The sequence below is a fragment of the Propionispora vibrioides genome, from assembly GCF_900110485.1.
Taxonomy (GTDB): domain Bacteria; phylum Bacillota; class Negativicutes; order Propionisporales; family Propionisporaceae; genus Propionispora; species Propionispora vibrioides.
In genome coordinates this window covers 59,596-86,244 of record NZ_FODY01000013.1, presented here as the reverse complement: position 1 = coordinate 86,244, position 26,649 = coordinate 59,596, and the positions used below count along the sequence as shown (strand labels likewise).

Sequence of the window (26,649 nt, the reverse complement as noted above, 5' to 3'; positions counted from 1 at the left end):
GGTAAGGGAGTGGCTGTTATGGGAATTAGACTGGAGGCAATTACCAAGGAGTATACTGTCGGCGACGAGTTGGTGGCGGCGCTGGCCGGCGTTTCGTTAGCGATAGAAACAGGAGAATTTGTCGCCATTATGGGACCGTCGGGCTCGGGTAAATCGACTATGATGAACATTCTCGGCTGCCTGGACCGGCCCACCAGCGGTTCGTATTTACTGGACGGGCAGGAGGTAGCCCATTTGACCGATGATCAACTGGCGTATATTCGTAATCGCAGCATCGGTTTTGTGTTTCAGAATTTCAATCTGCTATCGCGGACTACGGCCTGGGAGAATGTGGCCTTGCCGCTGGTCTATGCCAAAATTGGCGAGAAGGAACGGCTGGAGCAGGCGGCTGCGCTGCTGGAGTCTGTGGGCTTAGGCACCCGCAAGCAGCACTTGCCCAATGAACTGTCCGGGGGGCAGCGTCAGCGGGTGGCCATCGCGCGGGCCCTGATCAATAATCCGAGCATTATCATGGCCGATGAACCGACGGGCAATCTGGACAGCCGGTCCAGTATTGAAATTATGAAACTGTTTGGCACGTTGCATAGGCAGGGCAAAACGATCATTCTGGTTACCCATGAACCGGATATTGCCGCCTATGCCAAGCGGATTATTACCGTACGGGACGGGTTGATTATCAGTGACGAGGTAAAGGAGTCAAACTATGTTTAAAGAAAGCATCGCCATTGCCCTGCGCGCGCTGCTGGCCAACAAGCTCCGCTCCATTTTGACTATGTTGGGCATTATTATTGGTGTCGGAGCGGTGATTGCGATGGTGTCGGTAGGGCTGGGGGTCAGGGAAAAAGTACAAAATTCCATTGCCAGCCTGGGCAGCAATCTGCTGATTGTTACGCCGGGCGCGGCGTCTTCGCAGGGGGTACGGTCAGCCGCCGGCAGCAACACGACGCTGTTGCCGGAAGATGCCGAATATATAAAGAAAACAGTACAGGATATTACCTATGTGGCGCCAAGTGTCAGCCAGTCTTATCAAATCATCGCCGGCAATCAGAACTGGACAACCACGGTGCAGGGCATTATGCCGGACTATATGGCCATCCGCAGTTTGTCGGTCGGCAGCGGCAGTTTTATTTCACAGCAGGATATTAATGCGCGCAACCGGGTCGCCGTGCTTGGTGCCACAGTCGCTCAGAGTCTGTTTGGTGAAATGAACCCGGTAGGGCAGAATATCCGTATCAATAATACCCCCTATCAGGTGATTGGCGTATTGGATAGTAAGGGACAATCTTCCATGGGACAGGACCAGGATGATATTGTCATGGTACCGCTCACCACGGCCCAGGAGCGGCTTCTCGGCATTACCTATCTTCATATGATCAGCATTCAAGTCTCGTCAGCAGAGGCCATGGACAGAGTAGAGGAGCAGGTCAAGAGCGCATTGAGACAGCAGCATAAAATCACCGCCGGCAAAGAAGATGATTTTAACGTACGTAATCTTACCAGCATTATGGAAATGATGACCGAGACAACAGGGATGATTACCCTGCTATTGGGCAGTATTGCCGCCATCTCGCTGTTAGTCGGCGGCATCGGGATTATGAATATTATGATGGTCTCGGTGACGGAGCGGACCAGGGAAATTGGCATTCGTAAGGCGCTGGGCGCGACCTACCGGGATATTATGCTCCAGTTTTTGATTGAGTCCATTGTCATTGGTATTCTGGGCGGCACCGGAGGGGTCGTGTTAGGCATTATGGGGGCCTTTGCCATCTCGCTTTTCGGGGGATTGAATACGGTAGTTTCCTTGTTGGCGATTGTAGTTTCTTTTGGGTTTTCGGTCGCAGTGGGCTTGTTTTTTGGCATCTATCCAGCCCGGAAAGCGGCATTGATGGACCCGATCGAAGCGTTGCGCTATGAGTGAGGCCGTCACTTGATAAACGGGTCTTTGCTTATCGGCCAGCTAGGACTTTTTCAAGTCAAACGGCGATGTCCTCTGTTTTTTTTACTTTTGATTTTTAACTGAATATCTGTAAGGGATATTGACAGGATATTGCGAGATCAAGTAGAATTTAGTTAGTAATTGTATAATAATGGCAAACTCATCGAAAGATGAGGACGCAAAGCTATGGGTCTGTCAGCGAAAATTCGCTTGTGATCGCCAGGTTGCCTTCTTCCAGCAGGAAGATCAGGTTGCCTGGTTTTTTTGTGTGGATTTCCATAAAATAATATAACTGTAGATAGTTACTTTATCTGCAAGGAGAGCCCGTGGCCGGATTCTATTCGATTAGGAGCCGAGCGTACAGATCATGTGGAGAGGATGGGGTTGAATTATGGAAAAGGATGATTCTGAAATAGAATTAACCGAAGAGGAACTAATGAAACTGTTGAAGAACTTACCTCAGATTCTTGAGGAACTGATTGCCGAGCATGGAAAGCAGGCAGAGGCAGGGGAATAGGTGTACAGCAGGCTGGCAAGTAATGTGCCGTATATATAAGGAATAAACAATTGATGGCGGCGAAGGTTTTTCCATATATAAAAAAGCGGTAGCTGACGGAAACCGGTTTTTCTGTACTAAAGAGATCATAGAGCAAGCCGCCCGCCGTTCTTTTAAGAGAAATCAGCGGGCGGCTTGCAGGGCTAGTACCTTATCAGCCTTAATTCAGTGGATACTGTTTTAAGACTGCCAGGGTACTGGTTAGGAGCCTTCACCGTGGCGATGACCGGTATGATTTTGATTTTTTACCGTTTTAGATCCCGAAAGTGGTTCCTGCAGGCTGTCGTCAGACTGTTTGTGACCTTTGGCACGATGCGGCTGGTCAACGGGATAGGCTTCGGGCTTGGACATGCAATCCCCTCCGGTTTGCAGGTTTTGTTGGCAACGGATGTCTTGTGTCGATAGCAAGATACTAACTATAGCTTGCGCGGCCTGGCCGGTGCTATCCCTGGAAAATTTGCGCTTGCCTGTGCTTTTCTGTCAGGCCGAAAACGCTATATTGGAAGCAGCAGCAGAGGGCTTAATTACATTTTTTTAAAAGAGTGCCGTTATGTGAAAAATAAGTATAGGTTTTCCGGGCCAGACCTGATACAATCAAAGTATAATACATTAGGGGGGGCCACCGTGCAGCAACGTTATAGACAAGAAAAACAGACGCAGATGATGCAAATGCAAATGAGCGACAAACCGGTTATCAAAGAGGACAACCGGATATTTCGCGTACAAAATCCTATGCGCAGCGAATTATCGTTAAGCCTATTCTTTTTGTTTAAAGGACATATCGCCAGAAGTGTGAAAAAAACCAGGGAGGCCCATTCTCAGGTCAATATTATTTTTGGCAAAGTGGGCGGTTCCTGGTGGAAACCGGAATTCCGCATTATTGTGGGCGGCAAGAATAAGAAAACGGTCCAGCTTGCTATGGAAATGCTGCAGAAGAAGTTGAACGGGGAAAAGGAAAAAAAGGAAAAAAAGGCTGAGAAAAAATAGGAAAACGGTCATTGGCAAGGCAATACGGTCATTCAGGGAAGGATAAAGAAATACCGGGCAAGCTGTCCTGCCAGCCGAAATAGTTGAGAACCTGCGAACTTCGCAGGTTCTTATTGTTTTTAGCAGGAGTTTCTTAAAAAACTTGTTTTCAGTTAGGGTTTGTTTGTAAATTAACGGAATGACTTATGGCGAGTGATTTTTGCGCCAGACGAATTATACCCTAAAGGGCACGCGAAATTTTGCAGGAATAGCGGCCCCTATTTCAAAAAAATTTAATGAAGTATGGCACAAAAAGCACTGTCAGGGGGCGTTTGGGTATTTTACAAACAAGCCCTAGGAAGTAATTGAATTTTTCTTGGTGTTTTTGGCAAAATAGCTAGTACCTTGTCAATCCTAAAACTGTAAGAATAATGGCGAGGCTATTTTTCGTGAGACAAGGCGGAGGAAGGAGGCATACCGTTAGTATGCCGACTGACGACAACGAAGGCTTGCGGAAAATAGGCCGTCAGTATTCACAGGATCATACTAGTACCTTGACCGGATCAAAACGTTGGTTGCCTTATAAAGGCTAAGGCAATGAAAAAATAGGTAGTAAATAAAAATTTACCAATAGTGTTATAATAACAACTAAATTAAGTTATGATATAGTTGATTGCGCAACGTATTGTGTTGTGGTTGCCAGACGCTGGCGTAAGACGACCCCGGAATAACGGGGCTTTATTTGCTGCGTAAATAATAGTAAAGACTGTTCAGGAAAGGAAAATGAAGCTATGAAAGCCAGAACATGTTGGGCCATGATCATGATGCTGACGTCGTTGACGATACTGTCCGGCTGTCAGGGCAAGGCACAGTTAAAACCGGAGCAGCAGAGCGGGTACAGCCTGGATTTTGATGCGAACAATTTTACCGAGAAAACCGTAACCGTAGATAATAAGACGATTACCTACCGTGCCTATGAGAACCTTGTCTATGTGAAAAATCCTGTGGATACCAATTATGAGATTATGAACATCTATATTCCAAAAAAATATTTTGAAGGGAAAGCCATTGGCAATTACACGGCCGATACAGCTCCTATTTTCTTCCCCAATACAGTGGGTGGCTACATGCCCGGTACTCCGGGGACGATTGACAGAAAGCCCGGTGGTCCGCCGGATAGAGCCCCGGAGGGAGCACCTGAGGGCCAGCCCGGCGTCGGACCTACCGGCGGCGCTCCGGACGACGGCCAAAACGCTGCCGCTATTGCCTTAGCCAAAGGGTATGTGGTGGCTGAAGCCGGCGCCCGCGGCCGTACTACTCAGAACGAACAGGGACAGTACACTGGCAAGGCACCTGCCGCTATTGTCGACTTGAAGGCTGCCGTCCGGTATTTGCGCTATAACGATAAGGTTATGCCCGGTGACGCCGAGAAGATTATTTCCAACGGCACCAGTGCCGGCGGGGCCTTGTCGGCCTTGCTTGGCGCTACCGGCAACAGTGCCGATTACGAGCCTTATCTGAAAGAACTGGGGGCGGCGGCTGCGCGCGACGATGTCTTTGCTGCTTCTGCCTATTGCCCGATTACCAACTTAGACCATGCCGATGCGGCGTATGAGTGGCAGTTTGCCGGCATCCAGGACTACAACAATAAAATGGGGGGCGGTGCCGGTACGCTGACGGCCGAGCAGACCAAGCTGTCCCAGGCTTTAAAGAAGCTGTTCCCGTCTTATTTGAACACCCTGGGGCTTAAAACGGCCGACGGAATCGCGTTAACGTTAAACTCGAACGGAGAGGGCCCGTTTAGGGATTATCTGAAATCCCTGGTGATTGCTTCGGCCCAAAAAGCTTTGGACAGTGGTACAAAGCTGGCCGGACTAAAATGGATAACTATAAAGGATGGAAAGGTGACAGACCTTGATGTAGTTCAATACAATCGGTACATTGGCAGAATGAAGGCTACCCCCGCCTTTGACGACGTCAATCTGGCAACAGCCGAGAATGATGAATTCGGTACGGCCACCATCAAAGCGCAGCACTTTACGCAGTTTGCCAAAGACAATAGTAAAGCAGCCAACGCTTCCCTGGCTGACCCGACAATCATCAAACTGATGAATCCCATGGATTACATTGGCGCGAAAAACACGACCACCGCCCATTACTGGAGAATTCGTTACGGCTCTGCCGATAATAACACGGCTTTGGCCATACCGCTTATCCTGGCTACCAAATTGCAAAACAGTGGCTATGACACAGACTTTGCCGTACCCTGGGGAATCGGCCACGCCGGGGACTATGATCTGGATGAACTTTTTACCTGGATGGACAGGATTTGTCAAACGAAATAACAAGAAATGAATACCGCCCTGTCGTTCAAAGGCAAGAACGGCAGGGCGGTATTAGCTTATCCAGGCAGTTTTAGCTTACTTATTAAAGAACGGTTTTACCGCCTAAGTTCAAGAAAAGGCCGTTAGGAACCAAGTGTGGCGGTAATTTTTTCTTCGACTTGTTCTTCTTCGATTTGGCCGGCCAGTTTTCCCTTTAGTGCCCCGTCATTGAAGAAAATAATCGACGGGACTCCCTTTAAGGAAAAACGTTGGGATAAATTCACGCTTTTCTCCACATCTACGGTATAGAAGCCGAAGTTTTCTTTATGCTGCGCCTGCAGGTCCTCCAGTAAGGGAATGACTTCTTTGCAAACGGGGCAGTTTTTCTTGGTAAAGGCTACCAGGCAGGCTTCGCCGTTGTCATAGATAACCTCGTCAAAACGGTTGCTTTCCAACTGTTGCAGTGTCATAGTGTTTCTCCTTCCTGCATGCTTTAAAACGGCAGAGTTTTTTTAAGACAAGCGTCCCGCCGCCGGAAATTAAATTTCTTCGGATAAAATCTGATAAAGGGGAGCTCCTTCGCACTGCGCCGGATACCGCAAGCCAAGCAACGCCGAAACGGACGGTGCCACATCGACCTGGCGGATAATACGGTCGGTGGTAAAGCCGGGCTTAATGCCCGGGCCGGCCGCTACGAAGATCGGTGAGACCGAGGTGTCAAAATAGCCTTCCGACGTCGAGAGGCTGTCGCCATGCAAGCGATTATGCCCCTCCTCAATGGAAAAGAAAATATCGCCGCATTCGGGGCCGTGCGTGCCGAGCAGCACCGCGTCCTTATTGCGGAGGCAGATGCCGACAACCCGCCGGCCGGACCGGTGATCCCGGTAATTGTACAGGTCATTGATAATTTGCTCTTCCAGGGCGTATTTGTCCTTCTGATCAACAATGCCGTGTTTGTCGCGCCCTTTCAGGTTAATATAAATATAATTGCTGCGGATCTGGACCGCTCTTGTTTTTTCCCAGTCCACTTCCCGCAGGGAGTTGCCGTTTTCATCCTTCTTTAACACGGTATAGCCAAGTGCTTCCATGACTTTGGTATTAAGACCGCCGTATTCCCCTAAAATAGGCGGTACATTTTCGCCGACAATGAGGCCGTGATCACTTACAATGAGCACGGTCCAGCCGTCTTCCAGCAGGTGCAGGAATTCCCCGAAATACTCATCGGTTTGGCGGTAGAATTTCTCGATAAACTGCTGATAGGTTGCCTCGTCGGTATGCTGCCATTCGGGCAGCGTTTTAGCCAGGTGCCATAACTGATGGCTGGCGCAGTCAATATTGTGTAAATGAGAAAATACGACTTCATAGCCCTTTTCCCTGATGCAATAGTTGAGGCAGGCGGCTTGCCACCGGTTATAGAGCGCCCAGGACGGTTCGAAAATTTCCCGCACTAATTCGGCATCCTCGCCGCCGATTAAGCTGACCGGCGGAACGACGCCGATGTGCCGGGTTATGTCGTCGAAGAGGGTCTTGGGATGCCAGAGCATATCGTTGGCAATATCCAGCGCGTTGCTGATCCACAGCCGGACCCGGTTGCCGGCGGGATCTAACTCCAGCAGCTTCATCGAACGGCAGGCCGGCTTGGTTACTTCATTTTTGGTCACATCGTCAATAATTCCGGTCACCATTTTGTCTCTTTCCAGCGTAACCAGCGGTGCGGCGGCCTTTTTATTTTTATAAACGGCTACCCGGTCATATTCGCCTGTTTCATTCCGGAGCAGCAGGGCAGGACGTCGCATGACGCCGCCGGACGTCAGGATGGTAAATTCTTTGGCCCCCGCCGGGGCACTTATCCAGCCGGTGGCCTCTTTGAGCGGTGAGTTGACAATATCGTAGGCTACCTTGCTGCCGATTACGACCTCCGTATCCTGATCATCCATGACGTAGGTCCGGATTTCATCACCCTGGCGGGCTTTATCCCCCCACCATAGCTCCATCATTTCATCGTCCACTTCATCGTCCAGCGTAGCTTCCAGGTCGGTAATAATACAGCCGACGCCGGCCGGTTTATCGACCCGCGGCGCATAGCGGACTTCTTTGATGTCCGGTGCGGCCACAATAATTTTTTCCCAGTCGAGCTGGGCAACGCCCATGTTGACGGAACCGGGCTGCGTGCCGTCGACGACGCTGAGCTGCGGGCTTGGCGAAGTCGGCGGCCAGGAACTGCCGGGCCAATGCCAGACCAGCGTTTTTTTGCCGGCTTCGGCGGTAATGTTCCAGATTTGTTCGGCCGTGCAATAACGGGAATCCATATTGTACACCACGGCGTCGAGACTGTCCGGCGATTGCCGCCAATAGCAGGTAATCCCGTGGGTGCCGGGATAGGCACCGGTGGCCAGTGTGGTCCAGCAGGGCGGCGTAATGGTCGGAATGGCTCCCAGCATTGTTAAGTCTTTTCTGGCAGCGCCCCGGTCAATGAATGCCTGCAAATTGGGCATTTTTCCGGCGGCCAGATATTTGCCGGTGATCTTGGGGTCCATACCGTCGATGCCCAATACCAGCAGTTTTTGCGTAAGAGCCGTTCTTTTCATCATGGTTACTCCTTTGTTTTTCGGAGCTCCTTGTTCTAAGGTCGCTTTTGATTATACATTATAAGAATTCCGGTTTTTCCTGTACAATACGGACTGCTTATACCTGGTATAAGCGAAAGATTATAGCGGCCCCCAATAATCCGGGAAACGCGGGAAGGATTTGCCGGTCAGGAAGTGAATTAAGTGTAATACTTGTTTATCAGAAATCAATTACAGGTGAGGGTGGAAACCATGCGCATAGAACAGTTGCTTTACCTGATTGCCATTTATAAGGCTCAGTCCATATCCCTGGCTGCGGAACGTTCGCATATCTCCCAGCCGGCCATGAGTTCCGCCATCAGCAAGCTGGAGGATGAACTGGGCGTACGGTTGCTGAAAAGAACCAGCGAGGGCGTATATCCGACGGAACCCGGCCTGGCCGTCATTCAAAAGGCGCAGGACATCGTCCGCCTCATGGAGGAGATCACGCTGATCGGCAAACAGGACGGCCTGGAGCTAAAGGGGGATATATCCCTGGCGGTAGAGCAGCATGTAAATATGATCCTGATGCCCAAGGTGCTGACGCTGTTTAAGCAGCGCTACCCCAATGTTATGGTTATGCAAAAGGTCGGCGAGTCCAATAATATTCTAGGCGATATTCAGGCGGGCAAAGCGGATTTCGGCATTGTGATAAAGACCCGCGAGTTGGAGAAAACCAAAGACCTTCAGGTTACCGAGCTGTTTTGTGACCAACTGGTGGTGCTGGCCGGCAGGAATAACCCGCTTGCGGCCAAAGGCAGTATTCAGATGAGCGAAGCCATCAGGCAGCCGCTGATTTTGCTGAATACCGAATATACGACGCAGTGCGGCATATCGGAAATTTTGAGTGAGTACGGCCCGCTGCAGGTTGCCTTCCGGGTGGACAGCATACCGATGCTGGAAAAACTACTGCAGCAAGGCCGCAGCATCGCTTTCGTTCCCCGTCTGGCGGCCGGTGAATATACCCAGACCCAAAAGCTGGTGGCCCTGCCTGTAGCGGATGCCTCGCTCGATATTCCCATTGTCATGGCCCGGTCCAAACGGCATCATTTTTCCACTTTGGAAAAAGAGCTGATGAAAGCAATCCGGGCGGCGTTTTCTTCCTAACAGCCTGGCACACAACGGGGAAAAATATAAAAAAAGGCACTTGACAATCGGGATATTCCTGTTATAGACTTATCACAAATTCCACAGTAGCTGATCAGATGACTGAAGGCTAAGAAAAACGAGTCGTGTTTTTCTTGGCCTTTTTTTATTTTTTTTGAACCGGATTTTCCGGCGGTGATGAGGAGGATTGAAGAGTTTGACGAGATCAAACGCGGTAGCTGGCCGGTTTTGGCGGGGTGACGCATTGTATAAGACGGTTTCTATGCTGGCGGTGCTCATCGTACTGACCGGCTGGGAAGTGGGCAGCCGGCTGCATATGTTTAATCAGGTGTTTGTACCTTCGCCGGAGATGGTATGGCGGGCTTTTCAGGATATTCTGGCCGAAGGCTATAAGGGTCAATCGTTAGGGTATCATATTTTTTCCAGTATGAGACGGCTTTTTCTGGCGCTGGCGATGGCTTTGGTGACTGCGATTCCTTTAGGGCTTGTTTGCGGCCGGTCGCGGCTGATCCTGGCTGTTTTCGACCCGTTTATTGAGTTTTACCGGCCCTTGCCGCCGCTGGCCTATTATACCTTGCTGGTGCTGTGGTTTGGCATTACCGATGTTTCCAAAGTGGCTTTATTGGCATTAAGCGCTTTTCCGCCGCTGTTTATTGCCGCCGTATACAGCGTGCAGCGTATACCGGTGGACCGGATTAACGGCGTTAAATCACTGGGGGCCGCGGGGTGGCGGTTATTTGTCTACGTGATTCTGCCTTCCTGCCTGCCTGACTTATTGACCGGTTTGCGGACCGCTGTGGGTGTGACCTATGCGACGTTAGTGGCGGCCGAAATGGTGGCAGCCGTTTCCGGTATTGGCTGGATGGTTCTCGATGCCAGCAAATTTTTGCGCAACGACATTATTTACGTAGGCATTATTATTATGGGCGCCATTGCTATTTTACTGGACGCCGGAATACGTTTGGCCTTGCGGCGTACCTCGCCGTGGATTGGTAAGGACTAAGAAATTATATATAAAATAAAAAACGAAAGGAAAGAGGAAAAATGAGAATCAGATGGCAGAGTATCGTAATCATGCTTTTATTAAGTTTCATGGTGGTAGCGGGCGGCTGTTCAACGGATACCGGCAAAACAGGCGACACTAAGACGGGGGCAGCCGATGTACCCAAAGAAATCCGCATCGGCTATCAGGTGAGCCCCAATGGTGAGTTATTGGCAAAAGCTCTGGGGTTGGCGGAAAAGAAATTCCCGGGAACTAAGATTTCGTGGATTAAATTTGATTCGGGGCGGGATGTGAATACGGCAATTGCCAGTGGCTCCATTGATTTTGGCCTGGTAGGAACACCACCGGGAGCGGTGGGCATTGCCCAGGGCCTGCCTTATCAGGTGTATTATCTACACGATATTATCGGTGAAAGCGAAGCCCTGGTAGTAAAAAAAGACAGTGGCATTAATTCGCTGCAGGACCTGAAGGGTAAAAAGATTGCCACAACCTTTGGCTCAACCTCTCATTTTAGTTTGTTGTCGGCCCTGAAACAGCAGGGAATCAACCCGGCGGACATTACGATTCTGGATATGCAGATGCCTGATTTAATCGCGGCCTGGCAAAGAAATGACATTGTCGGCGGCTATGCCTGGCAGCCTGCTCAATCCCAGTTGGTGGCCGACGGCGGCAAAGTATTGATCACCTCGAAGGAAGTGGCGGAAAAAGGCGGCATTACGGGAGAATTCGGCATTGTCTATAACGATTTTGTCCAAAAGTATCCGCAGGCAGTGAAAACGTATATTTCGGTGCTGGATGAAGCCGTGCAATACTACCGTTCCCACCCACAGGAATCGGCTCAGGCACTTTCCAAAGAACTGGGACTTTCTCCCGAGGCCAGCTTGAAAGCGATGAATGAGATTATTGTACTCGATGCCAAACAGCAAACCGACAGCAAGTATTTAGGAACGCCGGACCATCCGGGCGATTTTGCCAAACTCTTGAAAGAAACGGCAGACTTTCTGGTTGTCCAGAAAACCATAACGGCGGCGCCGGAGCTATCGGTCTATCAAAAGGCGTTGCGCAATGATTTATATGACAATACAAAGTAAGGCGGGTGAAGAGGAATGACCTTGCAGCACCAGGCATATCAGCCGCCATCGCCCGACTCAGCGGGAAAGGCGTCGACTATAACCCTTACGAATGTCAGTTTGTCTTATCTGCAGGATACCTGCCAGGTGGAAGCCTTGCGCAATATCAGTCTGGACCTTGGCGATAAGGATTTTGTCTGCGTATTAGGTCCGTCGGGCTGTGGCAAATCCTCGCTGTTAAACGTGATTGCCGGTTACCGGGCTCCCACCGCAGGCAGCATTCAAGTGGACGGTAAAGAGCATGTTCAACCGGACTCTCAGGTGGGTGTGGTGTTCCAACAGCCTAATTTGCTGCCCTGGCTCAATATCGAAAAAAATATCGAATTCGGTTTGAAGATGCAGCAAATTCCCAAGGAAGAGCGAAAAAGAATTGTTGCTAAGTATATAAAAATGGTTGGTCTGGAGCAATTTGCGGCCCTGTTGCCCTATCAACTGTCGGGGGGAATGAAACAAAGAGCGGCTATTGCCAGAACATTGGCGACCGATCCGCGCGTGATTTTACTGGATGAACCCTTTAGCGCCCTGGACGCGTTAACCCGTGAATCCATGCAAAAGCATCTTAGAGCTATTTGGGAAGAAACAGGCAAATGTTTATTTTTTATTACTCACGATGTCGATGAAGCCTTGCTGCTGGCGGAGCGAATTTTGATTATGCACCCGAATCCGGGGCGAATCGTATGCGATATTCCGAATCCGCTGGTGTTGCGGCTGCGGAACCAGTCCTTCAGTGCGTTGCGGTCCTCGAAAGAATTTGTCCAAATGCGGGAATACCTGATCGGGCAAATTCAGGCGGCCAATTAAAATCATGCTATCGGGGCCGGGTATCAGCAAGGCTGTAAGCCATGACAAGATGCTGGGTGTCGCAAAGGTTCCTTACGATCAGTAAAGATGGACGCAGACGTATTCCATACTGCTGCGTCTGCTTTTTCACTGAATATAAAGCTATCAGGTATCAGCACAAAAAGCGGAAGATAACAGGGAGTGATTAGCAGTGCGCGCGCGCAGCGAGCTTAAAAGTGTGGCCTTGCCTGAGGCCGGATGGGCGGTCAGGGCAAGGATGAATCCAAGCTGGGTTCAACGATGAGTTCCCGGCGAGATGGGCAGATCAACGCCCCGCTTGCGTTGAAGGAATTGAATTATGCGAAAAAAGGAATTGCCATGGGCCTATTGGCAGGCATCACCTGGGGGCTGGACGGCGTGCTCATGGGGTTGGTGCTTGCGTTACTGCCGGTTACCGGTCAGACGGGTATGTTTCTTGTTCCGCTGGTCGGGGGCTGCCTGCACGATGGGTTTGCGGCTGCCTGGCTGTTTGGCAGGAATGTGGTAAGTGGCAAATGGCGCGATTACTGGCGGACTTTAAAAACCCAGCCGGGTAAAATTGTAATGGCTGCCGCTTTGTTAGGCGGACCGATTGGTATGGGAGCTAATTTGCTGGCCATTTATTTTGCCGGTGCCTCTTACGCGGCGGCGATTACCGCTGCCTATCCGGCGTTGGGTGCCGCCCTGGGCGGGATTTTTCTTAAGGAAAAAGTTAACGTCCGGGTGTGGTGCGGCATCGGGCTGGCCGTGCTGGGATCGTTCCTGGTCGGCTATGTGCCGCCGGATACAGGCAAGTATCCTGATTTTTATTTGGGAATTGGCCTGTCGGCTGTCGCAGCCCTGGGCTGGGCTCTGGAAGGAGTGCTGGCCACGTTTGGCATGGATTTAGTCGATTCGGATATTGCCAGCGGGATAAGACAATGTACTTCCTTTGCTGTGTATGTATTAGCCATTTTTCCTTTGTTGGGAAGTGGCTCCTATACCCTGCTGCTGGCGCTTTTGACCACATCTGTGGCCTGGTATATGGCGGGTATTGCCCTGGTGGGCGCCGCTTCTTTTTTGTTCTGGTATCGCGCGATGAATATGACCGGCGTTGCCCGAGCTATGGGACTGAACGTGACCTATGCCCTGTGGTCGGTGTTTTTTAGCTGGCTGCTGAATAGCCTAACCATCACTCCCGGCTTGCTGGGCGGTGTGGTTGTTATCAGCATTGGTACGGTGCTTACCATCGGAAATCCCCGGAATTTGGTTAATCTGCGAAGCAAGTGAGGAAATTATATGGGAATATTGCCTGTGAAGTTCCGGGTGCTGCAAATCATCTTTCAGCAGCAGGAAACTTCCGTGGAAAATATATATTGTATGTTGAAAAGAGAATATCCCCGGGATGCCTGTATAAATGAAAAAGGGATTGGCGAATGTCTGATTTCCTTAAAAACAGCCGGCTTAATCGAAGTATCTGACGCGGCCATAGCGGCCGACGGCAAACTGCTTTCCGTTTACCGGATTACTTCGCAGGGGATTGGCAAAATGAAATATATAGGATGAAAAAACGGCTTAGAAGGCGCGTGCCGGGAGGCATATTGATCAATTAGGATGGGAGTGCATACCATTGTCAGTATATGATTTGTTGATTATCGGCGGCGGGCCGGCCGGCTTGTCGGCCGGTATTTATGGTGCCAGGGCCCGGCTGAAAACGGTAATTTTAGAAAAGGGAACCCTGGGCGGACAGGCGTTTACCACCCGCGAAATCGTCAATTACCCTGGGGTCAAAAGCGCTTCCGGACCTAAGCTCATGCAGGAATGGGCCGAGCATGCCGCCGGCTTTGGGGCGGAGCTGGTCAAAGCGGAAGTAACGGAAGTCGATTTGCAGGAAGAAATCAAACAGGTCCGTACCAAAAGAGGCCAGTCATACCAGGCACGAGCCGTTATTTTAGCTCCTGGCTCACAGCCCCGTTTGCTTAATATTCCCGGTGAGCGGGCCTTCCGCGGCAATGGGGTATCCTACTGTGCCGCCTGTGATGCGCAGTTTTATCAGGATCTGGAGGTAGTGGTGGTGGGGAATGGCGATGCCGCCGTGGAAGAAGCCAGCTATATTACCAAGTTTGCCCGCAAGGTAACCATCATTGTGATTCACGGTGAAGGGATTGTGGACTGTAATAAAGTAAGTGCGGAGAAGGCTTTTAAAAATTCGAAAATCGAATTTGTCTGGAACTCGGTCCTCCATGAAATCAAGGGTGATACCGATGTGTCTGCCGTGGTCGTGAAAAATCTGAAAACCGGCGCCTTGACGGAACGGCAGGCGGACGGTGTCTTTATTTATGCCGGCATGATCCCCAACACGAAATTTTTACAAGGACAGGTGAACCTGAACGAAAGCGGCTATGTGCTTGCTTCCGAGCGGATGGAAACCTCTGTGGCCGGGGTATTTGTTGCCGGTGATGTAAAACCGAAATATTTACGGCAGGTGGTAACGGCAGCCCACGACGGTGCCGTTGCCGCGGTGGCGGCCGAACGGTATTTGGAAGAGGAAACCAGCTTTAAGGAGGACGTGCTGGCGTCGGATATTCCCGTTGTTTTGCTGTTTTGGAATCCGCGGCAAAATAACTGTATTGACGCGGTAGCGGCCTGGGAAGCGGCGGCCGCTGCTTCGGGCCGCCCACTAAAAGTTGTTAAGGTGGATGTTTCCCGTAAACAACGACTTGCGGACAAATACCGGATTGACAGCGTTCCGGCTGCCGTTGTCGTCAACAAGGGAAAAACGGTAAAAACCTTTGCTGGCGTTGGGACCGCCGATGCGGTGACAGAGGTTCTGGCCGGTCTAGGGAACCGTTGATTTAATGAGCCTGCCGGCCTGGCGAGAGATTTTTTCGACTGGCAAGAAAGTAAAACCGCAGGAATAGCGGTCCCTATTTCAAGGTTTTGCTGACGCAGCCAGGCGGAAAAAGATCCGCCAGGATGTGCGGTGTGAATAAATCAGTGGTTCCCTAGTAGCTACCCTGTAGGTGAAGCTCTATTTTGCCAGTTGAAAATTATTGCTGTCATGTTGATATAGATCACAGCCGATGAAAGCAAGCCTTGGTAAAATAAGGCTAAAAGTACGGTTGGAGGGGATCAACATGATTGATAAGAACACAATTAACCGGCAGCATGATGAAATCAAGCAACTGCTGGCGGCGATCGGCGGTTATCGCAGCCTTGACAATATTACGGAGAACGCCTTTAAAATATCGCTATTGCTGGGGCAATTGGCCGGGAAAATCAATATACATTTGCTGCATGAGGACAAATATGTGTATCCTGATTTACAAAAGCATCAGGATGCCAAAGTCAAGGAAGCCAGCCTGCGGTTTATGCGTGAAATGGGTGGTTTGGTTAATGCCTTTACCGCTTTTAAGGGGAAATATATGTCGGCGCCGGCCATTAAGGCGGACCCGGCAGGCTTTATGCAGGAACGGGATCTAGTGTTTAAGGCCATTGCCGAACGGATAAAAAAAGAAGATCATTCCTTATATTCTCTGGTGGGATAAAGGCGAATCCCGGCTTGCGATAGCTAGTGCTCCGCCAACTCTGAAACTACACTTTCAAAGTTGGCGGGGCACTGATCGCGGGCCGGGATTTTTTTATTGTGGAAAGAGAATAGCCGGGGAAAGCTGGCTGGCGGCAGGAAGTTGCCGCCAGCCGTCAAATTGAAAAAGGTACGGATGGATGGAGGAAAAAGACAGAATAAGACGAATACATATTATGTAAACATATTGTTTTGTTAAGGGAGGTACATATGCCTGCAATAATAACTGAATGGATGAACCGAATTATCAATGGTGGTTTAAAAGTCCACCTGCTGGTTTTCTTATTATGTCTGATACTGGGCATTGTCGTTATCCGGGTGCTATTTGACAAGCTGCTGAAAATCATTGCCGGAAAGACGAATATAGCCTATTCCCTGCTAAAGCAAACTTTTCGCGGCATTCCTACTCTGCTGGGCATACTGATCGGCTTGTACGCGGCGACTGAAATTCTGGCAATTCCGCCGCACCCGCTGCTATTTTTGCAACGATTGTTCCATTCGCTGGTCATTTTATCGTTCACCTTGCTGATTGCCCGTCTGGCGTCAGGCTATTTGAAGCAAAAGTTCGGGAAGACGTCCGGTGCTTTTGCATCCACATCCATTTTGGCGACAACGATTGATTTGGCCGTGTATACCATAGGCATCCTGTTTTTACTGGAGTCCTTCGGCGTTGCCATTTCGCCTTTGCTTACCGCTTTAGGTGTCGGCGGCTTGGCCGTTGCGCTGGCGTTGCAGGATACGCTGGCCAATTTATTTTCCGGCATTAATATTCTGGTGGCCAAACAGATCAAGATTGGTGACTTTGTAAAATTATCGACGAATGAAGAGGGTCATGTGGTGGATATGAACTGGCGGAATACTACGATCATGACGCCTACGGAAAACATGGTGGTTATACCTAACCAGAAATTTGCCTCGACAACCATTACCAATTACGCCCAGCCTTTTGCCGAGTGTTCTATCGCCATTCCGATCGGCGTCAGCTACGAGAGTGATTTGGAGCAGGTGGAACGGGTAACTGTCGAAGTGGCTAAAGAAGTGATCCGGGAGATGGCCGGCGGGGCCAACGATTTTGAGCCGGTAGTCCGCTATAACAGCTTTGCCGAGTCCAGTATCAATTTTAACGTGATTCTGCGGGTTAAGACAGTTACGGATCAAAGCCTTGTCCGCCACGAATTTATCAAACGGATCCATGTCCGTTATCAGAGAGAGGGTATCATTATTCCGTTCCCTACCCGCACGGTTAGCTGGGAGCCGCAGCCGGTGGCGGTAAAATCCGTATCATAGCAGTACATACTAAGAATCTCCGACTTAACAGGTCGGGGATTTTTGTTTTTTTGTGGCTTCCATCGGTTTTTGCTGCAATCTTTACATTTTCTTTATAGGGCCGGCCGGATTCTTGACGCCATTTTTACCGGGAACGGGATTACAATAAAGCTACATTTCCGGAGGAGGAGATTCATGATGGATTTATATCTGGCAGGGATATTGGCGGTTTTATTGTTGATATATTTAATTTATGCCTTGGTAAGGCCGGAGGAATTTTAACCATGACACATGATATGATTGTATTTCTATTGTTTGTGGCTCTACTGCTTGGCCTGGCCTGGCCCTTGGGGGCCTATATGGACCGGGTTTTTTCCGGGGAAAAAACGCCGCTTGACCGGCTGTTCCGTCCCCTGGAGAGAGCTGTATACCGGCTTGGCGGAATTGATGAAACCAAAGAAACAGACTGGAAAACCTATAGCCTGCAATTGGTGGTCTTTAATATAGCGGGAGCGATAGCTGTGTATGTCCTGCAGGCGGTGCAGCAATATTTACCCTTTAATCCCGAGCAGTTAGCCAATGTAGAACCCTGGCACCTTGCCCTGAATACGGCTGTCAGCTTCATGACCAATACCAACTGGCAAGCCTATGGCGGCGAGTCGACCATGAGCTATTTTACGCAGATGCTGGCGCTTACGGTGCAGAATTTCTTGTCGGCTGCTACGGGGCTGGCTGTAGCTGTTGCCTTAATCCGGGGACTGGTACGTAAGTCAACCAACCGGATCGGCAATTACTGGGTGGATATGACTCGCAGCGTGATTTGGGTCCTGCTTCCCTTATCCATCCTTTTCTCGATCATTCTGGTCGGGCAGGGGGTTTTGCAGAATCTTTCCCCCTATGTGACTGTCCAGACGCTGGAAGGGGCCAAACAGACGCTGGCCATGGGACCGGTGGCCTCACAGGAAGCCATTAAAATGCTTGGTACCAACGGCGGTGGTTTTTTCAACGCCAATTCGGCTCATCCCTTTGAAAACCCGACAGCTTTGACCAATTTCCTGCAGATGCTCAGTATCTTTTTAATACCGGCAGCTACGGTCCTCCTGTTTGGCCGGATGAGCGGGAACCAACGGCAGGGCTATGCCATTTTAAGTGCCATGCTGTTATTGTTTACTTTGATGTTTGCCGGTACTTATATCAGTGAGCGATACGGCAATCCGCTGGTGCAGGAGCTTGGTGTCAGTGGTTTCTCTTCGCTGGAAGGGAAAGAAGTACGGTTTGGCATCGGGGGATCTTCCCTGTTTGCCACTGTGACCACGGCGGCATCCTGCGGCGCGGTTAATGCCATGCACGACAGCTTAACCCCGCTGGGCGGATTATTCCCTATGCTGCAGATGATGCTGGGCGAAGTGGTGTTTGGTGGTGTGGGGGCCGGCTTTTACGGCATCATGCTGTATGTATTCATTACCGTCTTCATTGTCGGTCTGATGGTGGGCCGGACTCCTGAATATATCGGGAAAAAGATTGAAGCCCGCGAAATGAAAATGGCCAGCTTAGCTATCCTGATTCCTTCGGCCGTCATTTTGCTGGGGGCTGCCGCCGCCGTGGTAACCGAGGCCGGCCAGGCCGGTATATTAAATAACGGACCCCATGGGCTGAGTGAAGTGCTGTATGCTTTTGCTTCCGGTGCCGCCAATAACGGCAGTGCCTTCGCCGGGCTTACGGTAAATACCGTTTTTTATGACCTGCTATTAGCCGTTGCCATGCTGATCGGGCGGTTTGGCGTGATCCTGCCGGTACTGGCTATTGCCGGCAGCATGGCCCAGAAGAAAACGTCGCCGGTGGGACCGGGGACGTTCACGACGACAGGCGGCTTGTTTGTCGTACTGGTAAGCGGTGTGGTTTTAATTGTCGGGGCACTGACCTTTTTGCCGTCGCTGGCTTTAGGACCGGTGCTTGAACAGCTATTGCTTTATGGCGGCGTTGCATTCTAGAACAAACGGAAAGGAAGATTCCAATCATGAATAGAGAAACCGGTTTTCGCCGGGATATGCTGGGGGAAGCGGTACGCGATGCGTTCCGAAAACTGAATCCCCGGACACAAATAAAAAATCCCGTCATGTTTGTTGTATTTGTTGGCGCCATACTCACCAGTATATTGCTACTGCGCGACTGCCTGCAGGGGATAACCGGGAGTGTATTCTTTTCTTTGCAGATTAACCTTTGGCTCTGGTTTACCGTCTTGTTCGCCAATTTTGCGGAAGCTGTGGCGGAAGGCCGGGGCAAGGCGCAGGCACGGGCGCTGCGGGAAACCCGTACGCAGACCAAGGCCAAGAAGCTGGCTGGCGCCAGTGAGATCGTGCTGGTTGACGCTACTCAGTTAAAGAAGGATGATTTGATTCTCATAGAAGCCGGTGACATCATTCCCAGTGACGGGGAAGTGGTGGAAGGCATGGCTTCGGTCGATGAGAGCGCGGTCACCGGCGAATCGGCTCCGGTCATCCGCGAAGCGGGCGGCGATAAATCTTCGGTTACCGGCGGCACCCGCGTGTTGTCCGACTGGATTAGGGTAAAAATCACCGCCAATGCGGGAGAAACCTTTCTGGACCGGATGATTTCTTTGGTAGAAGGGGCCAAACGGCAAAAAACACCCAATGAAATTGCCCTGACCATTCTGTTGGTGGGCTTGACCATTGTGTTTTTAATTGCCGTCGCCACGCTGGAACCCTTTGCGATTTATACGGGAACCACCATCTCTGTGCCGGTGCTGCTGGCGCTGCTTGTTTGCCTGATTCCGACGACCATTGGCGGTTTGCTTTCTTCCATTGGTATTGCCGGCATGGACCGGTTATTGAAACGGAACGTACTGGCTATGTCCGGCCGTGCCGTAGAGGCCGCCGGCGATGTGAACGTCCTGCTGCTGGATAAGACCGGCACCATTACGCTGGGCAACCGGATGGCAACCGATTTCTTTCCGGCACCGGGCATCGGGGAAGCCGAGCTGGCTGACGCCGCCCAGTTGTCATCGCTGGCCGATGAAACGCCGGAAGGGCGGAGTATCGTCATTCTGGCCAAACAAAAATACAATTTGCGGGAACGGGACTTGGCAGCACTGGGCGCGGAGTTTGTTCCCTTTACGGCACAAACCCGGATGAGCGGAATCAATCAGCAGGGGCAGGAAATCAGGAAAGGCTCAATGGATGCCATTCAAAATTATGTCCGTCAGCAAGGCGGGATTTTTCCCTCTGAGGTGAACCGGACCTGCGCGGAGATTGCCAAAAACGGCGGTACCCCGCTGGTGGTGGCCGCCCAAGACAAGGTATTGGGGGTCATTAAGCTGAAGGACATTGTCAAAGGCGGTATTAAGGAACGGTTCCGCGAGCTGCGGCAGATGGGGATAAAAACCGTCATGATTACCGGTGACAACCCGTTGACGGCCGCGGCGATTGCCGCCGAAGCCGGTGTGGACGATTTTCTGGCGGAAGCTACGCCGGAAGCGAAGCTGGCCATGATCCGTCAGTATCAGGAACAAGGCTTGCTGGTAGCCATGACGGGTGACGGGACCAACGATGCGCCCGCCCTGGCTCAGGCCGATGTGGGGGTGGCCATGAACAGCGGAACCCAGGCAGCCAAGGAAGCCGGCAATATGGTTGACCTGGACAGCAATCCCACCAAGCTTATTGAGGTTGTGGAAATCGGTAAACAGCTCTTGATGACCAGAGGCTCTTTGACCACGTTCAGTATCGCCAATGACATTGCCAAGTATTTTGCCATCATTCCGGCCATGTTTATGGGAACCTATCCGGCTCTTGGTTTGTTTAATATCATGCAACTGGCTACCCCGGAAAGCGCCATTTTAAGTGCGGTCATCTTTAACGCCCTGATCATTGTGGCATTGATTCCGCTGGCGCTGCGCGGCGTTGCCTACCGGCCGGTGGGCGCCGATGTGGTGCTGCGGAACAATCTGCTGGTCTATGGACTGGGCGGACTGATTATTCCCTTTATCGGGATTAAGCTGATTGACTGGCTGCTGGTTATTTTACACTTGGTATAAAGGAAGAAGGGTTTATAATGTGGAAATGGGTGGTAACAGGACTAAGGATGTTGGCTGTATTTACTTTGCTGACAGGGTTTGTCTATCCTTTGCTGGTAACCGGGGTAGCGCAGCTTTTATTTCCCGCCCAGGCCAACGGGTCCCTGGTGACGAAAAACGGGAGTCCTGTAGGCTCGCGGCTGATTGGACAGAATTTTACCGGCGATAAATATTTTCACGGCCGCCCGTCGGCGGCCGGACAGGACGGCTATGACGGAACGGCTTCGGCGGGAAGTAATTTGGGCCCGACCAATCAGGCTTTGCTGCAGGCGGTGGCAGAACGGTTAAGCCAGGTTCGCCAGGAAAATGGGCTGAGCCAGGCAGCACCCGTTCCGGCCGACCTGGTGCTTGCCTCCGCCAGTGGGCTTGACCCGCATATCACACCGGCCGCCGCCTATCTGCAGGCGGCACGGGTGGCCAGGACCAGGGGGCGGGATGTGGCTGAAGTGGAGCGGCTGATTGAGGCGAAGACCGAAGGCCGGCTGGCCAGTGTGCTGGGTGAAGAACGGGTAAATGTGCTGGAATTAAATCTGGCACTTGATGAGAGCATATAAACAAGGAGAAACGGGGCTTTAGTGCTCCGCCAACTTTGAAAGTACAAATTATATTTAGGGGGATTTTTTCGTAAGGCAAGGCGGAGGAGGCGCACCTATTGAGCATAGGTAAGCCGACGACAACGAGGTCTTACGGAAAAAGACTCGTGAAGAAATTGTAGTTTCAGAGTTGGTGGAGCACTAAACTACGCCCTGTTTGCTGCTGTGTAAAAGGAGGGGCCTGTATGGCGGAGGAACGGCTGCGTCCCGATCCGGATGAACTGCTGGGAAGCATCAAAAAAGCGGCAAGAGGTAAGCTGACGGTATTTTTAGGTGCCGTTGCCGGTGTGGGAAAAACGTATAAAATGCTGGAAGCGGCCCATGAACGCAAAGCGGACGGTGTGCGTGTCCTGACCGGCTGGATTGAAACGCACGGCCGCCCGGAAACGGAAAGACTGGCGGCCGGCATACCCGGAATTCCGCCGCGGGAACTGGTATACCGGGACCGGGTCATGCAGGAAATGGATATTGATGCCGTGCTGCTGCAGCAACCCGAACTGGTGCTGGTGGACGAACTGGCTCATACCAATATTCCCGGCTCCCGCCATGTGCGAAGGTATCAGGATGTGGAAGAATTATTGGTTGCCGGCATCCACGTTTATACCACCGTCAATATTCAGCATATGGAGAGCCTGAACGATGTGGTAGCTCAAATTACCGGCGTGATTGTACGGGAAACGGTGCCTGATTATGTTCTGGCCCAGGCAGATAATATTCAGTTGATCGATATTCCGCCGGAGGAATTGATCAAGCGCCTGCAGGAGGGCAAGGTATACCGCCAGGGACAGGTGCAGCAGGCTTTAAAGAATTTTTTCCGCCTGGGCAACATCAACGCGCTGCGCGAGCTGGCCCTGCGCTTTACCGCCAGCCGGGTTGACCAGGACCTGAACGAGTACATGCGTCAGAAACAGATTGCCGGGCCCTGGCCGGCTGCCGGCCGCATCATGGTATGCGTAAGCCCCAGCCCTTTTTCCGCCCAACTGATCCGGGCGGCGCACCGGTTTGCCAGCGGCTTGCATGCCGAGTTTCTCGCCGTCCATATCGAGACGGCGCAGCGGCGCTTTCCTCTGGGCGATAAAGAACGGGACCGGATTGCCCGCAATATGCGGTTAGCCGAAGAACTGGGGGCCAGGACGCTTATGGTGGTAGGCAATGATCTGGTGAAGGAAATTCTGGAAGTAGCGCGAACCCATAATGTTACCGCCATCGTAGTCGGCAAATCGGGCAATACCCACCTGCAGGACCTTTTTCGCAAATCCTTTGTGGACCGGTTGATCCGGGCCAGCGGCGGTATTCATGTGTATGTCATCCAGGGGACGGTGGAAGAGGAAAAACGTCCCGAAATCAAGACGGTAATTCCTACTACTTCTTTTGCCGGGATGATGCCTTTTGCCGGCGGGCTGGCCATGACCGCTCTGGTCACCCTGGCAGGCTGGCTGGGCAGAGACCATTGGGAACTGGTCAATGTGGCGCTGCTATACCTGCTGCCGGTGCTGTTGTCCGCCGTTTGGTGGGGCCGGTGGCCTTCCTATTTCACAGCGGTGATCAGCGTATCATGTTTTGATTATTTGTTTGTCCCGCCGCTGTTTACCTTCTCCGTCTATGATTTTCGCTTTGTCTGGAGCTTCGCGATTTTTCTCTTGGTTTCTTTTTTGATTGGCGGCCGGACGGAATGGCTGCGGCGGGAGGCCAAAGCAGCTCAACTCAGGGAACGCGGTATCCGGGCCTTATATAAATTCAGCCGGGAAATCGCCGCCGTTATTGACCTGGAGTTTATTTGCCGGGAGCTGGTGCGGCACGCCGGCGAAACCATCGGACGGGATACGCTGGTACTGTGCCCGGATAAAAGCGGTAAGCTGTATCTGGCGGGAAGCTATGACAGCAGCCGGTTTGCTTTGGTTGAGGATTTTTCTTTATCCGACGCTGAATATGCCGTAGCGGTCTGGTCTTATAAAAATCGGCGGGTGGCAGGCTGTTCCACAGAAACGCTGCCGGGGGCTGAGAATCTCTATGTGCCGTTGACGGCCGGAGAAAACGTGGGCGGGGTGTTCGGGGTGCGCATCGGCACGCAGCCGGTGACTCCGGAGGAGAAACGCCTGATTGATGCCTGGTCCGGTTTGGCGGCCATGGCCATCGAGCGGGTAACCCTGGCCCGCCAGGCGCAGCAGGCTGCGTTAGTTGTAGAGTCGGACAGACTTCGGATGGCGCTCTTTAATTCGGTGTCCCATGAACTGCGGACGCCTTTGGCGACCATAACCGGAGCAGTGTCCACGTTGCTTGATCCGGATATTCAATACCCGGAGGAATTGCGGACCGAATTGTTGGAAACCATTTTGTATGGAGCGGCCCGGATGGAACGGGTAGTCAACAATCTGCTGGATACGGCCAGGCAGGAGAGCGGCATGCTGCAGCTAAAAACCGACTGGTGCGATATAGAGGATATGGTGGGATCGGCCTGGCGCCGTATTAGCGAAAGAAAACAAACTCATACATTAATTACTAAATTGCCGGAAACATTGCCTCTGCTCCGGGCCGACTGTGTTCTGCTGGAACAGGTGCTGATTAACCTGCTGGACAACGCGATCAAGTATTCACCGCAGGGAAGTCCCATTACCGTCAGCGCGGCGCAAGACGGGAGCCAGGTGGTGCTCAGTGTAAGGGATGAGGGGCCGGGAATCGGCAGGGAAGACCGGGAGCGCATCTTTGAAAAGTTTTACCGGGCCCCGCAGGTGCGAAAAGTGTCCGGCACCGGTTTAGGATTATCCATTTGTAAAGGTATTGTGGAAGCCCACAAAGGAGTTATCTGGGCGGAGAATCATCCTGACGGCGGTGCGCAAATCTCTATTCGCCTGCCGGTCTCCAGTGACGGCACAAATCCTTAAAGAGGTGAGTCGGATGAATGAAAAGAAATTACGGGTATTGGTTATTGATGACGAGCCACAGATCCAAAAGCTGCTGCGTGTGTCACTGCAGGTTCAGGGTTACCTGTTTGAAGGTGTACTGACCGGCAAGGACGGTGTGGTCCGGGCGGCGATCATGAAACCGGATATCATGATTGTCGACTTAGGCTTGCCCGACATGGACGGTAAAGAGGTGGTGCTGCAGGTGCGGGAGTGGTCCCAGGTGCCGATTATTGTCTTGACGGCCCGTGACCAGGAGCAGGAAAAAATCGAAGCCCTCGATGCCGGTGCCGATGATTATGTGACAAAACCCTTTGGTATGGGAGAACTCATGGCGCGCATGCGGGTCTGTCTCCGACGGATGGCCCAGGTGGAGGATGAGCCGGTGCTTACCTGCGGCGGGCTGGCGGTCGACCTGTTGCAGCGGACGGTGACGGTAGACGGCAGGGAAGTGAAGCTGACGCCCACTGAATACGAAATTATCAAGGTCATGGCGCAGCATGCCGGCCGTGTACTGACGCACAAGCAACTGCTAAAGGCGGTTTGGGGTAACGACTACAATAATGATACGCACTACATCCGTGTCTATATCGGACAACTGAGGCGGAAAATTGAAGCCGATTCGGCGCAGCCGCGCTATATTATCACCGAGTCGGGTGTCGGTTACCGCCTGATGGGAAAAAGCTAACCAAAGTAGGTGCGGCGAGGTGTATAATAGATAAGAGAATGTCAGAGCTGGATGATGGAATATCAAATGGTAAGGGGGAAGCGGTGTGGCTAAGTTAGCCGACGATATCATGATTCGCGGGAACCGGGTGAAAAATCGAATTGCTATGGCTCCCATGGTTACTTTTTCCTTCCGGGGAGACAACGGCTCCTACTATGGCCGGCAGCATATTGAACATTATACGGACCGGGCAAAAGGCGGGGCAGGCCTTATTATTTTGCAGGCTACCCGGGTTCTCGGTGCCGCGCAGGCCACGGATATGTGGTCGGCTGACAACCGGAGAGTATTGCGGCAGATTGCCGGGAACTGTCATGATTACGGTGCAGTGGTCATGATGCAGCTCTCTTGCGGTGATATGGATATCAATCAGTTAGCCATCGACGATATCCAGGCCATGCAGGCGGATATGAAGCAGGCTGCCCTGGCTGCCTGTGACATGGGCTTTGACGGCGTGGAATACCACTTTGCTCATGGATATACTTTATGTAAGTTTATTGACGCGTCATACAATCAGCGAACCGATTGCTATGGAGGCAATGCCCTAAATAGAACCCGAATTTTGACGGACCTATTACCGGATATTCGCAGTTCTGTCCATGACCGGTTTATCGTGAGTGTACGGATGGGAGCCTATTTGCCGGAAAGCCGTCAAGGCATAGAAACAGCCCGGGCCTTTGAAAGTGCCGGGGTTGATTTGCTGCATATTTCTTTTGGCATGAAGCCGCCGGAAACGCCTGTGCCTGACGGATTTATCTGTAGTCCGACCACATACAGTGGCTATATCATTAAAAAAGAGGTACATATCCCTGTTATCGCGGTGAATGAAATCCGTACAGCAGAACAGGTACGTTTTTTGCTGGATAACGACTACGCCGATGTAGTGGCTATTGGCCGGGGAATGTTTACCGATCCTGCTTTTGCTAATCACGTGTTGCAGGGGGAACCGGTAAACAAGTGTTTTGGCTGTGGCGGCACGATACCGGCGTGCCGGTGGTTTACCGATCATACACTATGTCCGGGGAACAGGCTTAAGACAAGTTAAATGGATTTTCCCGGGTTGA

At 51.6% G+C, this 26,649-nt stretch carries 24 protein-coding genes and 1 riboswitch; of the genes, 21 read left to right on the top strand and 3 right to left on the bottom strand.

Translation table 11 applies throughout. The annotated features are described in order from the left end of the window. Nucleotides 1-18: 18 nt before the first annotated feature. The 3 genes from BMW43_RS11695 to BMW43_RS21735 all read left to right on the top strand — a co-directional run bounded on the left by BMW43_RS11695 (nucleotide 19) and on the right by BMW43_RS21735 (nucleotide 2,453). Nucleotides 19-711: an ABC transporter ATP-binding protein gene (locus tag BMW43_RS11695; RefSeq protein ID WP_091747470.1), complete on the top strand. Its 693-nt coding sequence runs from the start codon at nucleotides 19-21 to the stop codon at nucleotides 709-711. Continuing rightward, nucleotides 704-1,918: an ABC transporter permease gene (locus BMW43_RS11690; RefSeq protein WP_091747467.1), complete on the top strand. Its 1,215-nt coding sequence runs from the start codon at nucleotides 704-706 to the stop codon at nucleotides 1,916-1,918. Before BMW43_RS11695 ends, BMW43_RS11690 begins: the two co-directional genes overlap by 8 nt. A gap of 161 nt (nucleotides 1,919-2,079) precedes the next feature. After that, a riboswitch (cyclic di-GMP riboswitch) is annotated at nucleotides 2,080-2,168 on the top strand. A 159-nt stretch (nucleotides 2,169-2,327) separates the two neighbouring features. Continuing rightward, nucleotides 2,328-2,453 carry a hypothetical protein gene (locus BMW43_RS21735; RefSeq protein ID WP_281246127.1) on the top strand — a complete coding sequence of 42 codons (126 nt, stop codon included), beginning with the start codon at nucleotides 2,328-2,330 and terminating at the stop codon, nucleotides 2,451-2,453. Between the two features lie 240 nt (nucleotides 2,454-2,693). On the opposite strand, the gene BMW43_RS20895 is transcribed toward BMW43_RS21735, so the two are convergent. After that, complete coding sequence (locus BMW43_RS20895) at nucleotides 2,694-2,843, bottom strand: small acid-soluble spore protein P (protein WP_143050613.1); 150 nt, start codon at nucleotides 2,841-2,843, stop codon at nucleotides 2,694-2,696. Nucleotides 2,844-3,116: 273 nt separating this feature from the next. On the opposite strand from BMW43_RS20895, the gene BMW43_RS11685 reads away from it, so the two are divergent. Beyond that, nucleotides 3,117-3,479 carry a hypothetical protein gene (locus BMW43_RS11685; RefSeq protein WP_245732396.1) on the top strand — a complete coding sequence of 121 codons (363 nt, stop codon included), beginning with the start codon at nucleotides 3,117-3,119 and terminating at the stop codon, nucleotides 3,477-3,479. 770 nt (nucleotides 3,480-4,249) lie between these two features. Continuing rightward, nucleotides 4,250-5,803, top strand: coding sequence for a subtype B tannase (locus BMW43_RS11680; RefSeq protein ID WP_218140665.1), 1,554 nt, complete (start codon nucleotides 4,250-4,252; stop codon nucleotides 5,801-5,803). 122 nt (nucleotides 5,804-5,925) lie between these two features. Here the strand turns inward: BMW43_RS11680 and BMW43_RS11675 are convergent, their stop codons facing one another. Together BMW43_RS11675 and BMW43_RS11670 are read right to left on the bottom strand one after the other, a co-directional pair. Continuing rightward, the gene (locus BMW43_RS11675; protein WP_091747464.1) at nucleotides 5,926-6,252 is read right to left on the bottom strand and encodes a thioredoxin family protein; all 327 of its coding nucleotides are present in this window, start codon (nucleotides 6,250-6,252) and stop codon (nucleotides 5,926-5,928) included. 69 nt (nucleotides 6,253-6,321) lie between these two features. Beyond that, a complete protein-coding gene (locus BMW43_RS11670) occupies nucleotides 6,322-8,373 on the bottom strand; it encodes an alkaline phosphatase family protein (protein ID WP_218140664.1) in 2,052 nt (683 codons plus the stop codon). Between the two features lie 228 nt (nucleotides 8,374-8,601). Between BMW43_RS11670 and BMW43_RS11665 the strand changes: the two genes are divergently transcribed. The 16 genes from BMW43_RS11665 (at nucleotide 8,602) to BMW43_RS11590 (ending at nucleotide 26,630) form a co-directional block, all read left to right on the top strand. Next, nucleotides 8,602-9,495, top strand: a complete 894-nt coding sequence (locus BMW43_RS11665) for a LysR family transcriptional regulator (protein WP_091747459.1) — start codon at nucleotides 8,602-8,604, stop codon at nucleotides 9,493-9,495. A gap of 196 nt (nucleotides 9,496-9,691) precedes the next feature. After that, nucleotides 9,692-10,498, top strand: a complete 807-nt coding sequence (locus tag BMW43_RS11660) for an ABC transporter permease (RefSeq protein WP_218140663.1) — start codon at nucleotides 9,692-9,694, stop codon at nucleotides 10,496-10,498. Nucleotides 10,499-10,539: 41 nt separating this feature from the next. Continuing rightward, entirely contained in the window at nucleotides 10,540-11,589 is a 1,050-nt protein-coding gene (locus tag BMW43_RS11655; protein ID WP_091747456.1) for a taurine ABC transporter substrate-binding protein, read from the top strand. Nucleotides 11,590-11,610: 21 nt separating this feature from the next. After that, nucleotides 11,611-12,429, top strand: coding sequence for an ABC transporter ATP-binding protein (locus tag BMW43_RS11650; RefSeq protein WP_218140662.1), 819 nt, complete (start codon nucleotides 11,611-11,613; stop codon nucleotides 12,427-12,429). A gap of 279 nt (nucleotides 12,430-12,708) precedes the next feature. After that, on the top strand, nucleotides 12,709-13,716 hold the full coding sequence (locus BMW43_RS11645) for a DMT family transporter (RefSeq protein WP_091747541.1): 1,008 nt from the start codon (nucleotides 12,709-12,711) through the stop codon (nucleotides 13,714-13,716). A 9-nt stretch (nucleotides 13,717-13,725) separates the two neighbouring features. After that, complete coding sequence (locus BMW43_RS11640; protein WP_091747450.1) at nucleotides 13,726-13,992, top strand: hypothetical protein; 267 nt, start codon at nucleotides 13,726-13,728, stop codon at nucleotides 13,990-13,992. Between the two features lie 64 nt (nucleotides 13,993-14,056). Next, nucleotides 14,057-15,280 carry a thioredoxin-disulfide reductase gene (gene trxB, locus BMW43_RS11635; protein ID WP_091747448.1) on the top strand — a complete coding sequence of 408 codons (1,224 nt, stop codon included), beginning with the start codon at nucleotides 14,057-14,059 and terminating at the stop codon, nucleotides 15,278-15,280. A gap of 283 nt (nucleotides 15,281-15,563) precedes the next feature. Beyond that, on the top strand, nucleotides 15,564-15,974 hold the full coding sequence (locus tag BMW43_RS11630) for a hemerythrin domain-containing protein (RefSeq protein ID WP_177173573.1): 411 nt from the start codon (nucleotides 15,564-15,566) through the stop codon (nucleotides 15,972-15,974). A gap of 248 nt (nucleotides 15,975-16,222) precedes the next feature. Continuing rightward, nucleotides 16,223-17,299, top strand: a complete 1,077-nt coding sequence (locus BMW43_RS11625; RefSeq protein ID WP_091747442.1) for a mechanosensitive ion channel family protein — start codon at nucleotides 16,223-16,225, stop codon at nucleotides 17,297-17,299. Between the two features lie 174 nt (nucleotides 17,300-17,473). Further along, on the top strand, nucleotides 17,474-17,560 hold the full coding sequence (gene kdpF / locus BMW43_RS21865) for a K(+)-transporting ATPase subunit F (RefSeq protein WP_091747439.1): 87 nt from the start codon (nucleotides 17,474-17,476) through the stop codon (nucleotides 17,558-17,560). 2 nt (nucleotides 17,561-17,562) lie between these two features. Continuing rightward, nucleotides 17,563-19,269, top strand: coding sequence for a potassium-transporting ATPase subunit KdpA (kdpA, locus tag BMW43_RS11615; RefSeq protein ID WP_091747436.1), 1,707 nt, complete (start codon nucleotides 17,563-17,565; stop codon nucleotides 19,267-19,269). A gap of 26 nt (nucleotides 19,270-19,295) precedes the next feature. After that, nucleotides 19,296-21,329: a potassium-transporting ATPase subunit KdpB gene (gene kdpB, locus BMW43_RS11610; protein WP_091747433.1), complete on the top strand. Its 2,034-nt coding sequence runs from the start codon at nucleotides 19,296-19,298 to the stop codon at nucleotides 21,327-21,329. 17 nt (nucleotides 21,330-21,346) lie between these two features. After that, nucleotides 21,347-21,922, top strand: a complete 576-nt coding sequence (gene kdpC, locus BMW43_RS11605) for a potassium-transporting ATPase subunit KdpC (protein ID WP_091747430.1) — start codon at nucleotides 21,347-21,349, stop codon at nucleotides 21,920-21,922. 224 nt (nucleotides 21,923-22,146) lie between these two features. After that, nucleotides 22,147-24,843: an ATP-binding protein gene (locus tag BMW43_RS11600; protein WP_091747427.1), complete on the top strand. Its 2,697-nt coding sequence runs from the start codon at nucleotides 22,147-22,149 to the stop codon at nucleotides 24,841-24,843. Nucleotides 24,844-24,856: 13 nt separating this feature from the next. Continuing rightward, a complete protein-coding gene (locus BMW43_RS11595; RefSeq protein WP_091747424.1) occupies nucleotides 24,857-25,549 on the top strand; it encodes a winged helix-turn-helix domain-containing protein in 693 nt (230 codons plus the stop codon). An 85-nt stretch (nucleotides 25,550-25,634) separates the two neighbouring features. Then, complete coding sequence (locus BMW43_RS11590; RefSeq protein WP_245732394.1) at nucleotides 25,635-26,630, top strand: NADH:flavin oxidoreductase; 996 nt, start codon at nucleotides 25,635-25,637, stop codon at nucleotides 26,628-26,630. The last annotated feature ends 19 nt before the right edge of the window (nucleotides 26,631-26,649 follow it).